General features: G+C 73.0%; 10 protein-coding genes. 2 read left to right on the plus strand and 8 right to left on the minus strand.

The features are described from left to right. Window positions 1–263: 263 nt before the first annotated feature. From DEI99_RS15655 to DEI99_RS15675, 5 genes are all read right to left on the minus strand, one after another. Window positions 264–3,365: an ExeM/NucH family extracellular endonuclease gene (locus DEI99_RS15655; RefSeq protein WP_220037116.1), complete on the minus strand. Its 3,102-nt coding sequence runs from the start codon at window positions 3,363–3,365 to the stop codon at window positions 264–266. A gap of 333 nt (window positions 3,366–3,698) precedes the next feature. Further along, window positions 3,699–4,409: a hypothetical protein gene (locus DEI99_RS15660; protein WP_146247055.1), complete on the minus strand. Its 711-nt coding sequence runs from the start codon at window positions 4,407–4,409 to the stop codon at window positions 3,699–3,701. Beyond that, window positions 4,406–5,254, minus strand: coding sequence for an ATP-binding cassette domain-containing protein (locus DEI99_RS15665; protein ID WP_258369227.1), 849 nt, complete (start codon window positions 5,252–5,254; stop codon window positions 4,406–4,408). Before DEI99_RS15665 ends, DEI99_RS15660 begins: the two co-directional genes overlap by 4 nt. 70 nt (window positions 5,255–5,324) lie before the next feature. Beyond that, a complete protein-coding gene (locus tag DEI99_RS15670) occupies window positions 5,325–5,753 on the minus strand; it encodes a hypothetical protein (protein WP_111040813.1) in 429 nt (142 codons plus the stop codon). Between the two features lie 120 nt (window positions 5,754–5,873). Next, on the minus strand, window positions 5,874–6,734 hold the full coding sequence (locus tag DEI99_RS15675; RefSeq protein WP_258369217.1) for a tRNA pseudouridine synthase A: 861 nt from the start codon (window positions 6,732–6,734) through the stop codon (window positions 5,874–5,876). A 237-nt stretch (window positions 6,735–6,971) separates the two neighbouring features. On the opposite strand from DEI99_RS15675, the gene DEI99_RS15680 reads away from it, so the two are divergent. Further along, window positions 6,972–7,970: an ATP-binding cassette domain-containing protein gene (locus DEI99_RS15680; RefSeq protein WP_111040815.1), complete on the plus strand. Its 999-nt coding sequence runs from the start codon at window positions 6,972–6,974 to the stop codon at window positions 7,968–7,970. Then, window positions 7,967–8,797, plus strand: coding sequence for an ABC transporter permease (locus tag DEI99_RS15685; protein ID WP_111040816.1), 831 nt, complete (start codon window positions 7,967–7,969; stop codon window positions 8,795–8,797). Before DEI99_RS15680 ends, DEI99_RS15685 begins: the two co-directional genes overlap by 4 nt. An 11-nt stretch (window positions 8,798–8,808) precedes the next feature. Here DEI99_RS15685 and DEI99_RS15690 read toward each other — a convergent pair whose 3' ends face one another. The 3 genes from DEI99_RS15690 to rplQ form a co-directional block, all read right to left on the minus strand. Beyond that, on the minus strand, window positions 8,809–12,024 hold the full coding sequence (locus DEI99_RS15690) for an ATP-binding protein (protein ID WP_111040817.1): 3,216 nt from the start codon (window positions 12,022–12,024) through the stop codon (window positions 8,809–8,811). Between the two features lie 20 nt (window positions 12,025–12,044). Continuing rightward, on the minus strand, window positions 12,045–13,181 hold the full coding sequence (locus tag DEI99_RS15695) for an FUSC family protein (protein ID WP_111040818.1): 1,137 nt from the start codon (window positions 13,179–13,181) through the stop codon (window positions 12,045–12,047). Window positions 13,182–13,301: 120 nt separating this feature from the next. Then, a complete protein-coding gene (rplQ, locus tag DEI99_RS15700) occupies window positions 13,302–13,898 on the minus strand; it encodes a 50S ribosomal protein L17 (protein ID WP_111040819.1) in 597 nt (198 codons plus the stop codon). Window positions 13,899–13,955 lie beyond the last annotated feature (57 nt).

Raw genomic sequence — 13,955 nt, forward strand, 5'->3', positions numbered from 1 at the left:
AGAAGCAGGCGGAACACCTCGGTTGGAGGGCTCATCTGACTGTCCGGCGCACGTGGCGCACAGACCAAGGTGAGAGCCTAGCCGACGCGGCTCGCGTTGTCGAACGTGACCGCCTGTCGGCCGGGAGGCCCGTGCCGGCCCGGCACCGTGCCTCCCGTCCGTCCCGCGGGCACCCCCGACCCACTTGCTGAGCAGGAATGGTCGGGTCGCGCACGGCGACCCGACCGTTCCTGCTCACGAAGCACCCCCGTGGGGCGCGGGAACTACTCCGCGGCCGTGCGGCGGCGACGGACGATGAGCACTCCGCCCGCGGCGAGGAGCAGGAACGCGATGAGCGCACCCGCGCCGAGGCCGTCGGCACCGGTGAACGCGAGCTGGCCGTCACCGGTGATCGTGATCGTCGTCCACCCGACCAGGCTGCCGTCCGCCGCCGTCACCGCGAGCCGGTGCGCCCCCGGCGCGGTGTCCGCCGGGATCGTCACCCGCACCGTGCCGTCCGCCGCGACCACGACCGTGCCGATCACCGTCGGCGTCGAGTACAACCACACCCGCACCGTCGAACCGGCGTCCTGCGCGCCGACCGTCACCGTGATCGTCTCCCCCGCACGAGCCGCCGCCGGCGCGGACACACCACCACGGTTCGCACCCGTCAACGACGACTCCGACGGCGCCACCGGCACCACCGGCGGCGTGATCCCGTCCACCGGCGGCACCGGCGTCGGGTCCGCACCCGGACCAGGGGTCGGCGCCGGCGTCGGCACAGGCGTCGGCACAGGCGTCGGGTCCGTACCCGGGCCGGGCGTGGGCTCCGGCGTCGGCTCCGGGTCCGTGCCCGCGGCCTCGAGGTCGAAGCCGACCAGGATCGGGTCGTGGTCGCTCGCGCGGAACACGTCGTCGCGGTACAGGTCCGTCGCGTTGTAGTTGTAGCGGCTGTACTCCAGGCCGACCGACTCGGTCGAGTTGATGTTCCAGATGTCCACGCCCGTGACGGTCGCGAGCGCGGCCTCCGACGCGAAGACGTGGTCGAGCGACCCGCTCAGCCCCGAGAACACGTACGAGTACTCGGTGTCGTCGAGGGCCGGGCCGAGGTCGGTGTAGCCGGCGTCGTCGAGGACGACCACCGGGTCCTCCTTGCTGTACGCGTTGAAGTCACCGAGCATGAACACCTTGTCGGTGCCGTACTGCTCCTGCATGTCGCTCGAGAAGGTCACGAGGGCCTCCGCCTGCCGCACGCGGTCGGCGTTCGAGGCACCCTGGCCGTCACCCTGGTCGGCGTTCTCGCCGGTGCCGGAGCCCTTCGACTTGAAGTGGTTCGCGATCACCAGGAAGTCGTCGTCGGCGGTGCCCCCGACAGGGCGGAAGGCGTCGGCGACGGGCTGGCGGGCGTTCGTGAACGCGTCGTCGAGCAGGATCGTGGACTCGCCGACGGGTGCGACGCGGTCCTTCTTGTAGATGAGCGCGAGGCGGATGACGTCCTCGCTCGCGGGGACGGTCGCCGGGGACTCCGCGTAGGCCCACTCGTCCGAGCCGGCAGCCGCGTTGAGCGCCTCGACGAGCGTCGCCACGGCGGCGTCACGGTCCTGACCGAAGCGGGCGGAGTTCTCGATCTCCTCGAGCGAGACGACGTCGGCGCCGAGGCCGTTGATGGCCTTGACGATCTTGACCTGCTGGCGCAGGAAGTCCTCCTGCTCGGCGGCCCCGCGGGCGTCGCAGCCGGAGTTCACGGTCACCGGGTCACCGGCGCGGTCGGTGTAGTACGAGCACCCGGTGAGCTGGTCACCGGTGGTCGGGAAGTAGTTGAGCACGTTGAAGCCGGCGAGCTTCAGGTCGCCGCCGACGTCCTGCGGCGCCGACTCGCGCACGGTCGAGAACGCAGCGGGCAGGGCGTCCGCCGGCGTCGCACCGGTGATCGGGGCGGTCGGCTGGAACTTCCACGCGTTGTTCCGGTAGTCGAGCACGACCGGCTTCGAGAACGTCGCGGTGGCACCCACCGTGACCGGCCCCTGCGTGAGCCAGGACACCGGGATGCCCTGGTTCGCCTTCGTGAGGAAGTTCGTGCTCGTGCCGTCGTCGAGCGTGACCTTGCGCGCCGCGTTCGACGTCGCGGCCGCGGTCGCCTCGGCGCTGCCCGGACGACCGACCTCGGTCGGCTGGACGAGGCGGCCGGCGCCGGTGGCGAGCACGACCTCGCCGTACTGGTTCGTCGTGTAGTTGTCGGCCACCGTGTAGGCGCCCTGCGGCGCGACGAGCATGCTCTCGAGCGACTCCCGCTGGGCGTCCGACGCCGGGAACGCGACCGCGGCCGGCTGCGGGGCGGCCACCGGGTCGGTGAGCTGCTCGAGTGCGGCGGCGTCCGTCACCGTGAGCTCGGTCAGGCCGAGGTACTCCGAGACGGCGCCGGTGACGCGCACGTGGTCGCCGACGGCCACGAGCCCGGCGGTCGCCGACGAGTACACGAACACGGCGTCCGACGCGGTGTGGGTCGCGAGGTCGATCGCGCCGCCGGTGCCCGGCGTCTGGATCGTGTAGCCGTTGAAGCCCCCGGTCGCGTAGACCGCGGTGACGACGCCGTCGGTGGTCACGTTCTCCCCCGCGTACGGCGAGGTGTCGGTGGTGCCCTGCAGCTGCGCGATCGTGACCGCCTCCGCCGGAGCGCCGGGGTCGGTCGGCTCGGTCGGGTCCGTGGGCTCCGTCGGACCGGTCGGTGCGGCGGTCTCACCGGCGGCGTTCCGCGGGGTCAGCGTGGTCGTCACCGAGAAGTCCGCGCCGTTGTCGTCGGTGTCGGCCGTGCCCTGGCGGACGAGACCGTTCGGCACGCCGTTGGCGCCCTCGACCGTGCGGACGGTGCCCTCGAAGGTGTTCGAGGCGCCGTACCCGAGCAGGTCCACGACACCCGGGGCACCGGCGGTCACCGGACCGGCGGGGAGCGACAGGGCCGTGGTCTGTTCGGCGAGGACGAGCGTGCCCGTCGTGCCGGAGGGGTTCAGCGACGCGGTGTCGTCCGGCGTCGGCAGGTCGGCGCCGGCCGGCGTGTTCCCGTTGCCCGCCATCGACACCAGGAAGGTGCCGTTCGCGGGGACGGTGCCCTCGAGCGCGCTCGTCGAGAAGGGTCCGGTCCCCGTCGCCGAGCGGTACTGCAGCGACCACCCGGCGAGCGACACCGGTGCGTCGGTCGGGTTGCCGATCTCGACGAACTTCTGGTTGTAGAAGGCGCCGGTGCTGCCGGCCTTCAGGTAGGCCTCGGCGATCACGAGGTCGGAGCCCTCGGGGTTCGCGGTCGCTGCGGTCACGGACACGAGCGGAGCGGCGACGAGCGTCGCGGCAGCCGTGGCGCACAGCAGAGTGCGCCCGAGGGAGTTGGGCATGGCAGCACGCTAGCGACCTGCGGAGGCCCTCAGGTTTCCAGCAGGTGAATGGTCGCGTTCGACACCGTCTACCCGCTCCCGCTCCACGCGCGCAAGACGAGCCGGACCACGACGACGGCCACGAAGATCGCATACCACCTCGCGAGGGCGCTCCGGTTGCGCGACAGCGCCAGGGACCCGGCACCGGCACCCACCGCGACCGCGGCGGCCGCGAGCCTGACCACCGCGGGTGGGTCGCCGACCCCGCTGACCAGCAGACCAAGCGTCGCGACGACCACGAGGACCGCCGTCCCCACCGATCGCCCTCGGCGGGTCCCCTGCACGTCCGACACCTCACACCTCCACTGTGCGCGTCCGGACCCAACCGGCAGCGAACGGCAGGAAGATCCACACGAGTCCCGACGTCACGGACGGCAGCACGGGAGCGGACCCGGTCATCGCGGCCTGCACGGTGCTGAACCTGACGAAGTCGGCCCACGGACCCGTGAGTGCGAGCGTCGTGTCGACGACGAGGATGACGAGGAGCACGCTCACGAGTGCGATCGCGAGGCCCCGGAGAGCCGCTCCGACTCCGAAGCCCAGCGCTGCCGCCGAGAACGCGAGCGCTGCGACTTCGACGAGTTGTGGCGCGAACGAGGCTGACGACAACTCCCCGCCGAGCAAGCAGGCCACCGCGACAGCGACGAGCGCGACGAGCGCACTCGCGACGACCAAGCCACTCACCATCGCGAGACACGCACACCCACGCGCGAGGTAGAGGGCATCACGGGACAGGCCCGAGAGGACGCCGTCGCGTTCCCCGCCCAGACGGCCGTCGCCGACGCCGAACACCACACCGACCATCGCGGACGCGAGTGCCACGGGTAGACCGACGACGACGAGCACTTCCCCTGCCCCGAAGGACGGCGCCGACCGGACGATCGAGACGCTGAGGACACCGCAGGCGACCATGACGACGCCCAGCAACGAGTAGGCAGCGATGGAACCGCGGGTGTCGACGCGCTTGCGCAACTCGAGGAACGAGGTCGCCGTGAAGGACATCATCGTTCTCCTCCTGCGATGAACTCGCCGGTCGCTGCAGTGGCGTAGAGGTCTTCCAGATCGATCTCACGTTCCTCGACCGCGAAGACGTCGAGGGCGATCCGGACCGCTTCGCGCACGACCTGGGGTCCGGGGAGCTCGACGCTCACCCAGTCACCGCGCAACGTGCTCCGGCACCCCTGTTGCGCCAAGCGCTCGACGAGCGCGTTCGGGTCACTGACGCGGACACGGCAACCGGACGCCCCGAGCGACCGTGTCGGCTCGATGCGCGAGATCTTCCCGGCGCTGATGATCACAGCGACGTCGATGATCTGCGACAACTCGCTCAGGAGGTGGCTCGACACGACCACGATCGAGCCTCGACGTCGCAGACCCGCGATGACCGACCTGACCCACGCGATGCCGTTCGGGTCGAGGCCGTTCATCGGTTCGTCGAGGACGACCAGACCGGGATCGCCGACCGTCGCCGCGGTGATGGCCAGTCGCATGCGCATCCCGAGGGACAGCGCCCCCACCCTTCGGTCCGCGACTGCCTCCAGCCCCGCTCGACGGAGCGCATCGTCGGCGACGTCGGATCCCGTCTGTGCATAGCGGCAGCGGAGTCGGATCGTCTCTCGAACAGTGCGCCCCGGATGGAAGCCGTTGTCAGACAGGACGGCTCCGACGAGCTGCGGAGCCGTCGAGATCCTGCCCGACGAGACCGGTACCAGCCGCACGAGCGCTGACATCAACGACGACTTCCCGGCACCGTTCGGGCCGATCAGGCCGTAGACGACCCCGGATTCGAAGCGCATGCTCACCCCGTCGAGACGGGGACGACCCCGACCGCGCAGGCGGACGTCGATCATCTCGATCATCGGGTTCCTTCCCCGTGGGAGAAGCGGAGGGCGCTCCGGCGCCCTCCGCTTCCGTCGTCGATCAACCGAAGAAGTAGTTCCAGAGCGCACTGAAGAGCTCGTTGACACTCATCTGCGAGATCGCGCTGATCCCCGCTCGGATCCAGCCGGACAGCCCGTTCCACCAGTTCTTGAAGTTGTTGATCCCGCCTCGGATCGCGCTCTTCATCCCGGAGATGATCGACGGTGCGTTGTTCTTGATCCAGGTGACGATCGTCCCGATCGAGACCCGGTTCGTGGAGTTCTCCCCCTGCGGCCCCTGCTGGCCCGACGCTGCGCTCGGGAGAGCAGAGACGGTTCCGATCGACCCGCGCCCGACCGCACCGGGCTGTACCGACACCGAGGACACCGAGGACACCGGTACTGCGCTTGCCGCAGTCGCACCGACCGTGCTGAGCATCGCTCCGGTGATGATCGCTCCGACGACGCGGATCGTTCCGAGACGCTTCATTGCTTCTACCCCAATCGTTGTGGCTTCTTCGCCGTGTCTCGATCCTGGCAGAGTGACCGCTGAAGTGTCAGTATTTTTCAGAACTGAGTATCACGACTCCACAACGGAGTGAACATCGCCTCATCCCCGCCGCGCCCGCGTCTGCTCCGCCCGCTCCGCGAGCGCCTCGTCCGCCGGGTACCCGACCTCGACGAGCGTCAGGCCCTTCGCCGGCGCGGTCTTGAACTCGCTCGTCCGGGTCTCGGCCGTGCGGAGCTCCTCGAGGCGCTCCGCTCCGAAGCGCCCCTCGCCGACGGCGATCGTCGCACCGACCATCGCGCGGACCATCGAGTGGCAGAAGGCATCGGCCTGCAGGCGCGCCACGAGCACGCCGTCGGGCTCACGGTCCCAGCGGAAGTCCTGCAGCGTCCGGATCGTGGTGGCGCCCTCGCGCGGCTTGCAGAAGGTCGCGAAGTCGTGCAGGCCGAGCAGCGTCAGCGCGCCGCGCTCCATCGCCGCCGGGTCGAGCCGAGTCGGGTGCCAGAGCGTGTGCCCCCGTCGGCGCGGGTCGCGTGGGGCGTCGAGGTCCGCCACCCGGTACTCGTACCGTCGCCAGACCGGGGAGAACCGGGCGTCGAAGCCGGCCGGTGCCACGGACGCACGGGTGACGACGACGTCGCCGTGCGGGCCGGCGATGCCGTTGAGCCGCTTGACCAGTCCGTCGAGCGGTGACCGGAGTGCACCCGATCGCCGCGGTCGTGCCAGGGCACCCCACTGCTCCGGCGAGAGGTCGAGGTGCGCGACCTGCCCGGTCGCGTGCACCCCGGCGTCGGTGCGGCCGGCGACGGTGAGCGACGGCGGCTCGCCCCACCGCGAGAACACGGTGGCGAGTGCGGACTCGAGCACCCCCTGCACGGTCCGCAGGTCCGGCTGCCGGGCCCACCCGGCGAACGGCGCCCCGTCGTAGGCGACGTCGAGTCGGAGCCGCACTGTCTCGTCCACCCGACCACCGTACCGGCGGGGCGAGCACGGCCGGACGCGACCCCGGGCGCGCGGCGACCACGGCCGGACGCGAGGCCGGGAGGCGGAACGGCGCCGGGCCTCCCGGCCGCTGACACCGCAGCACGCCCCGTGTCAGCGCCACGTCAGTGCCGCGTGAGGGGCCGGGCGCACCATCGTCCTCGACCACACACCCGGCGGTCCCCCGCCGGACACGATCCGCCACGAAAGGAACCCGCTATGAGCAGCACCCCGCTCGCGGTCGAGGCCACCGGCCTCGTGAAGACGTTCGGCACGAACCGTGCCGTGGACGGTGTCGACCTCCGTGTGGAGGCCGGCACGGTCTACGGCGTGCTCGGCCCGAACGGCGCCGGCAAGACCACCACCATCTCGATGCTCGCGACGCTGCTCCGGCCGGACGCCGGCCAGGCGCGGGTGTTCGGGCACGACGTCGTCCGCGAGGCGCAGACCGTCCGGTCCCTCATCGGCGTGACCGGCCAGTACGCCAGCGTCGACGAGACGCTCAGCGCGACCGAGAACCTCGTCGTGTTCTCGCGCCTGCTCGGGCTGTCCCGCGCCGAGTCGCGGCGCAAGTCGACCGAGCTGCTCGAGCGCTTCGGCCTGACCGAGGCGGCCTCGCGGCCGCTGAAGGCGTTCTCGGGCGGCATGCGCCGTCGCCTCGACCTGGCGGCGAGCCTCATCGCGCAGCCGCCGCTCATCTTCCTCGACGAGCCGACGACGGGGCTCGACCCCCGCACCCGGTCGCAGATGTGGGACACGATCCGCGAGCTCGTCGCGACCGGGTCCACCGTCCTGCTCACGACGCAGTACCTCGACGAGGCCGACCAGCTCGCCGACCGCATCGCGGTGATCGACCGCGGCCGTGTCGTCGCCGAGGGCACCGGCGACGAGCTGAAGGCGTCGATCGGCACGGCCTCGCTGCAGCTCCGGCTCGCCGACGCCGACGCCGACCGGCTCGACTCCGCGTCGGCCCTGGTGGCCCGCGTGCTCGGCTCCCCGGCGGTCGCGAGCCCCGAGGGGTCGCGCCTCACGGCCCCGATGGCCGACCCGGACCGGGTCACCGACCTGCTCGTGGCGTTCCGCGAGGCGGGCATCTCCCTCGCCGAGATCAGCGTGCAGAAGCCGACGCTCGACGAGGTCTTCCTCACCATCACCGGCCAGCCGGCGGCGACGGACACCGCCGACGACCAGCGCGAGCTCGAAGGGAGCAACGCATGACCACCATCACCACCACGGGGACCGCCGGCCCCCGCGTCACCCCGCGTCCCGGAGTCGGCTCGACCGGCCTCGGTGCCACCGTCCGGCAGTCGCTCACCATGGCGTACCGCGGCCTCGTCAAGGTCCGCCGGACGCCCGAGCAGCTGTTCGACGTGACCCTCATGCCGATCGTCTTCACGGTCATGTTCACGTACATCTTCGGCGGCGCCATCGCCGGCGACGTCGCCGCCTACCTGCCGATCATCATCCCCGGCATCCTCGTGCAGACGAACATCACCTCGTCGATCGTCACCGGCGTGCAGCTCCGCGAGGACATGGACAAGGGCGTCTTCGACCGCTTCAAGTCCCTGCCGATCGCCCGCATCGCCCCGCTCGCCGGCGCGCTGCTCGCCGACACCGTCCGGTACGCCATCGCCACGACGATCACCTTCACCGTCGGCTTCGTCATGGGGCTGCGTCCGGCCGGCGGCTTCGGCGCGGTGGTCCTCGCCGGCCTGCTCGTGGTCGTGGTCGCCTGGGCGATCAGCTGGATCTTCGCCTACTTCGGCGTCGTCGCGCGGACCGCGTCGAGCGTCTCCGGCATCTCGAACCTCGTGCTGTTCCCGCTGACGTTCCTGTCGAACGCCTTCGTCCCCGCCGACACCCTGCCGGACTGGCTGCGTTGGTTCACCGAGGTCAACCCGATCTCGCACCTCATCACCGCCGTCCGCGACCTCATCAACCACGGCACGGTGGGTGGCGACCTGTGGATCAGCCTGCTCGGCGCCGCGGTGGTCGTCGCGGTGTTCGCCCCGCTCACCGTCCGGGCCTACATGCGGAAGGCGTGACGCCCCCCCGGTCAGCCCACGGGGAAGCGGAGCCCCTCGAGCAGTTCCCGGCCCCGCGCGACGGCCTCGGTCCGGTCCCAACCGGCCGAGGCCGTCTCGGCGTCCGCCACGGCCTCGGCGCCGAGTGCCTGCACCAGCAGCGGCCGGACCCGCGCGTGCGCGAGGACCGCGAAGTCCTGCCGCGAGCACAGCCGGTGTGCCAGACCCCAGCACCGGGCGGCCTCCCCGAGCGTGCCGCGTCGAGCCGTCACGAGCGCCAGCCCGAGCAGCGCCGTCGCGACGACCGGCAGGTCGAGCCACCAGGGCCGCAGCCGCAGCATGACGAGTGCCGCCACCCGCAGGCGGCGTGCGGTCACCGTGTGGTCCGGCGGGTCGGCCGGGAGGCCCGGACCACCTCCGCCTCGCGGCTCCGCCCCCGCCTCGTCCACCGTCGCGATCCGGGCCGCCCCCGCCATCACCATCCAGTTCGACGTCGCCCGCCGCTCGGGCAGCACGACCGCCCACGCCCGGTCGTACGCCGCTGCGGCGGCGGCCGGGTCCCCGACGGCCCGCAGGCACTCGGCCTCGATCGCCAGGGCGAGCACCGTCACCTGTCCGCCACCGTCACCGAAGCCGCGGGTGGGCGCCGGCTGCGCCGCGAGCTCGGCCGCTGCCGCCCTGGCGCGGTCGACGTCGCCCGTCGCCGCGGCGCAGAGCCCCACGGACCAGGCGACCTCGGACAGGTCGTCGTCGGCACCGAACACCTCGAGCCGCCGCCGGGCGACGTCGGCCGCGGCGAGCGCCTCGGCGTACCGGCCGCGCTGCGCCAGGAGCTGCGTCATCGTCACCCCGCCGGACCCGAGCGCCCAGGCGTCGTCGACGGTCGCCGCGAGCGCCTCGGCCCGGCGGGCGTAGGAGAGCGCCCGGTCGGCGTCGCCGTCGTTCTCGGCCAGTGGTGCGCTGAGCGTGTTGCCCAGGCAGGCCACGGCGTCGTCGGGGTCGTCACGCATCCGGTCGAGCAGGGCGGCGACGGCCGCGGGGCGTCCGGAGGTCATGAGCAGCGCGACCTCGGCGTCGAGCACCGGCGTGCCGGTCGGGCCCGCCGCGGTGGTGCGCCGCAACGCCGAGATCGCGAGCACCGTCGTCCGCTGGTCGCTGAACGCCGTCGACGCGCCCGCCAGCACGAGCGACAGGACGGTCGCGGTGCGGTCCCCGTCCGCCGGCGCCGCTCGACGCAGCACCGAGACGACGTCCGGACCGACCGCGACGGCCTCGCCGTGGGCACCGCGCAGCGTCCAGTAGCCGCCGAGGCCGGCGAACAGGTGCGCGACGGCCGACCGGTCCCCGGCGCGGAGCGCCCAGCGCAGCAGCACGACCAGGTTGTCGGCCTCGCGGCCGGTCTCGTGGAACCAGCGTCGCTGCGGCGCACCCGGGGTGGTGAAGAGCGGGCGGGCGGCCGTGAAGTCGCGGCCCCACCGGATCATGGCCGAACGCACCGAGGCCGTCGCCCCGCGCTCGGCGAGCCGGGCCGCCCCGAACTCGCGGACGGTCTCGAGCAGGCGGTACCGCACGGGCTCCCCGTCGTGCTCGACGAGCTGCACGAGCGACTGCTCGACGAGCTCGGCGAGGTCGTCGAGCGCGTCGTCCCGCCGCTCGGGGACGGCGACGGCCTCGACCGCGTCCACCGACAGGCCGTCGGGGAAGAGCGCGAGTCGGGTCAGCAGCTCCTGGGCGCCGTCGTCGAGCAGCCGCCAGCTCCACTCGATGACCGCGAGCAGGGTGCGGTGCCGCTCCGGCGCCGATCGGTCACCGCCGCGGAGCAGCGCGAACCGGTCGTCGAGCCGGCGCTCGATCTCGTCGGTGCTCATGCCGCGGATGCGGGCGGCGGCGAGCTCGATGGCGAGCGGCGACCCGTCCAACCGGGTGCAGATCCGCCGGACGGCGTCGACCGGCAGGACCGCTCCCGGGCGCGCGGCCCTGGCCCGGTCGGTGAAGAGCCGCACGGCGGCGCCGTCGTCCTCGACGGGCAGCGGAGCGAGGGGCGCCACGACCTCGCCGGCGATCGCGAGCGGCGCCCGCGAGGTCGTGAGGATCCGCAGCTCGGGGACGGTCGCGAGCAGATCGGCCGCGAACGCGGCGACCCCGGCGAGCAGGTGCTCGCAGTTGTCGAGCACGAGGACGGTCGGCCCGTCGGCGAGCGCCCGCACGACCCGGGTCCGCAGGTCCGCGGCGACGGGCTCCCGCAGCGACCGGGTCGTGCGGAACTCGGCGATGCCGAGGAGCGCCCCGAGGGCGGGCACGACGTCCTCGGCGGCGACGAGCGGGGCGAGTTCGAGCACCACGACGCCGCACGTCGACGGCAGCTCCGCGGCGACGGCCTGCGCGAGGCGGGTCTTGCCGAGCCCACCCGGCCCGAGGACGGTGACCAGCCGTGCCGAGGACAGCAGGTGCGTGACGGCGGCGAGGTCGGCCTCCCGGCCGATCAACGCGTTCGGCGCGGCACGCAGGCCGATCCGGCGGACGCTGCCGGACGCCGGGGCGGACCGGCGGAGCAGGTCGGCGTTCAGCCGGACGAGGTCGGCGGACGGGTCGGCGCCGAGTTCGTCGACCAGGCGGTCCCGGTGCGCCGCGAACGCGGCGACGGCCTCGGCGGTGCGGCCGGCCGCGGCCAGCGCGCGCATGCTCCCGGCCACCGCCACCTCGTCGAAGGGGTTGGCCTGTGCCTCGGCCGCCCAGAGGTCCGCGGCCTCGTCCGCCCGACCGTCCTCGACGAGGGCGCTGGCGAGCGCGCGCCGGAGCCCGCGCCGGGCGGCCGCGGCGCGGTCGGCCAGTGCGTCGCCGAGCTCGCCCTCGACGTCGGCGCCCGGCTCGCCGCGCCAGAGGCCGAGGGCGTGCCCGACCGCCTCGGCGTCGGCCCGCCGGGCCACCACACGCTCGGCCCGGGTCAGGTCGACGTCGTCCGGGCCGCACGCGAGCGCGTAGCCGGTGCTCGTCGACACGACGAGTCCGTCGGCCGTGCTGCGTCGGAGACGCGAGACGAGCGTCTGCAGGGACGCCCTGGCACCCTTCGGCCGGGTGTCGGGCCAGAGCACCGCGATGAGCGCCTCGGTGCTCATGGAGTGCCCGTCGGCCAGGACCAGCGCCGTCGTGAACGACCGGGCGAGCGCGCCGGGGACGGTGGTCGGCGCGCCGTCGGCACCGGTCAGCTGGACCGGTCCGAGGACGGCGACGCGGGGGTGCTCGCTCACGCTGCGAGTCTACGGAGGCGTCAGTCCCCGGAGTGTCCGGAGTGCCCCGAGCGCCCGGAGCCGGACGGGCCGGTGCGGAGCTCGAGGTCGTGCGTGGCACGACGCTCCGACTCGACGATCCCGCGCAGCGCGACCAGGGCCGAGGACGTGACCGCCACCTGCGACGGGTCCTCGCGTGAGGCGTCGAGCGCCTGCTCGAGGCCCTCGATCGCGCGGTCGCCCTCCTCCGGCGGGCACTCGCCACGGATGGTGCAGGCGACCTGGCGGAGCGCGTGGGCGAGCGGCTCGGTGAAGGCCGGGTCCGGGCGCCCGAGGTTGGCCGACACCGGGCCGGACCGGGCCACGAGCTCGGTGAGGTCGGTCGTGTACCAGGCGACCCGCTCGAGCGCGCGGAACCGGGCGCCGTCGCGCTGCAGGCGGGCGCGGGAACCGCGGAGCGCACCGCGCGGGTTGATCCGGCGGCTCTCGTGCGCGATGGACACCCGTGCCCGGACGTCGGCGATGGCGCGATCGAGGCGGTCCTGCTGGCGGTCCCAGGCGGCCTCGTCGCGGTCGCCGCCGTCCACGACGTGGGCAAGGCCGTCGAGGTGCTCGGCGAGCACGTCGTTGACCTCGTCGATGCGGTGCTCGGCGTCCCAGAAGTGCAGCGGCGGGAAGACGGTGAAGTTGACGACGAGACCGATGACGACGCCGATCGCCATCTGCACGAGGTAGCCGAGCGAGTAGCCCTCGGCGTGCGCGCCACCGACGAGCAGCACGAACAGCGCCGCCGTCGACACCCAGGTGCTGCCCTCGCCGAGCACCCGGAACCCGCCGACGAGCACGCCGATGCCGACGGCCAGTGCGACGGCGATGATGCCGGGGTCGCCGATCCACATCGTGAAGCCGGCGACGACGATGCCGAGCGCGATCCCGATGAGCGTCTGGACGCCGCTGCGGAGTCCGGCGAACACCGTCGTCTGCATCGCGACCACGGCACCGAGCGGGGCGTAGTACGGGTACTCCGACGCCACCCCCGGCACCTGCAGGGCGACGAACCAGGCGAGCGCCGCCGCCCCGGCCGCCTTCGCGGCGTGCAGCAGGCGCGGCTGGGTCCCCGAGGTCCGGCTCCACCACCAGACCCGACGGCCCACACCGGCCACGTGCTCGAACTGCATCGGACTCTCTCCCTGTCGGGCGGAAACGTTACGGACGCCCCACTGTGAGGGCGTCGAGCAACGACGAAGCCCCCGCGACCGGGGTCGCGGGGGCTTCGTCGTGGTGCGGGGTGCGAGGTGCTACTTGGCGTCGTCGGCCTTCGCGGCGTCGTCGGCCTTCGCGGCGTCGTCCGACTTCGAGGCGGCGTCCGCCTCGACCTCGGCGGCAGCGTCGGTCTCGGTCTCGGCCTCGACCGGCGCGGACTCCTCGGTGGTCTCGGTCTCGTCGACCGGGGCCTCCTCGGTGGTCTCGGTCTCCTCGACCGGCGCGGCGGCGGCCGGTGCCGCGTTGCGCTTGACCGGGGCGGGCGAGCTCGTCAGCGGCTCGAGCACGAGCTCGATCGACGCGAGCGGCGCGTTGTCACCCTTGCGGAAGCCGAGCTTCGTGATGCGGGTGTAGCCGCCCTGACGGTCCTCGACCTGCGGGGCGATCTCGGTGAACAGCGTGTGCACGACGGACTTGTCGCGCAGGATGCTGATCACGCGACGACGCGCGTGCAGGTCGCCACGCTTCGCGAACGTGATGAGACGCTCGGCGACGGGACGCAGGCGCTTGGCCTTCGTCTCGGTGGTCGTGATGCGACCGTGCGTGAAGAGGGCGTTGGCGAGGTTGCTCAGGAGCAGGCGCTCGTGGGCGGGACCGCCACCGAGGCGGGGGCCCTTGGTGGGCTTCGGCATGTCAGTTCTCCAGTGGTGATGGTGGTGCGCGCTGCGTCAGCGGCACGCGTGCGCGTC

Origin of the sequence: Curtobacterium sp. MCLR17_036 (genome assembly GCF_003234445.2) — a bacterium.
In the GTDB taxonomy this organism is placed as follows: Bacteria; Actinomycetota; Actinomycetes; order Actinomycetales; family Microbacteriaceae; genus Curtobacterium.

Excerpts from the sequence above, each read along its gene's own strand:
- DEI99_RS15655 (WP_220037116.1), bottom strand. The coding sequence starts at position 3,365 with ATGCCCAACTCCCTCGGGCGCACTCTGCTGTGCGCCACGGCTGCCGCG.
- DEI99_RS15660 (WP_146247055.1), bottom strand. The coding sequence starts at position 4,409 with ATGATGTCCTTCACGGCGACCTCGTTCCTCGAGTTGCGCAAGCGCGTC.
- DEI99_RS15665 (WP_258369227.1), bottom strand. The coding sequence starts at position 5,254 with ATGATCGACGTCCGCCTGCGCGGTCGGGGTCGTCCCCGTCTCGACGGG.
- DEI99_RS15670 (WP_111040813.1), bottom strand. The coding sequence starts at position 5,753 with ATGAAGCGTCTCGGAACGATCCGCGTCGTCGGAGCGATCATCACCGGA.
- DEI99_RS15680 (WP_111040815.1), top strand. The coding sequence starts at position 6,972 with ATGAGCAGCACCCCGCTCGCGGTCGAGGCCACCGGCCTCGTGAAGACG.
- DEI99_RS15685 (WP_111040816.1), top strand. The coding sequence starts at position 7,967 with ATGACCACCATCACCACCACGGGGACCGCCGGCCCCCGCGTCACCCCG.
- DEI99_RS15695 (WP_111040818.1), bottom strand. The coding sequence starts at position 13,181 with ATGCAGTTCGAGCACGTGGCCGGTGTGGGCCGTCGGGTCTGGTGGTGG.
- rplQ (WP_111040819.1), bottom strand. The coding sequence starts at position 13,898 with ATGCCGAAGCCCACCAAGGGCCCCCGCCTCGGTGGCGGTCCCGCCCAC.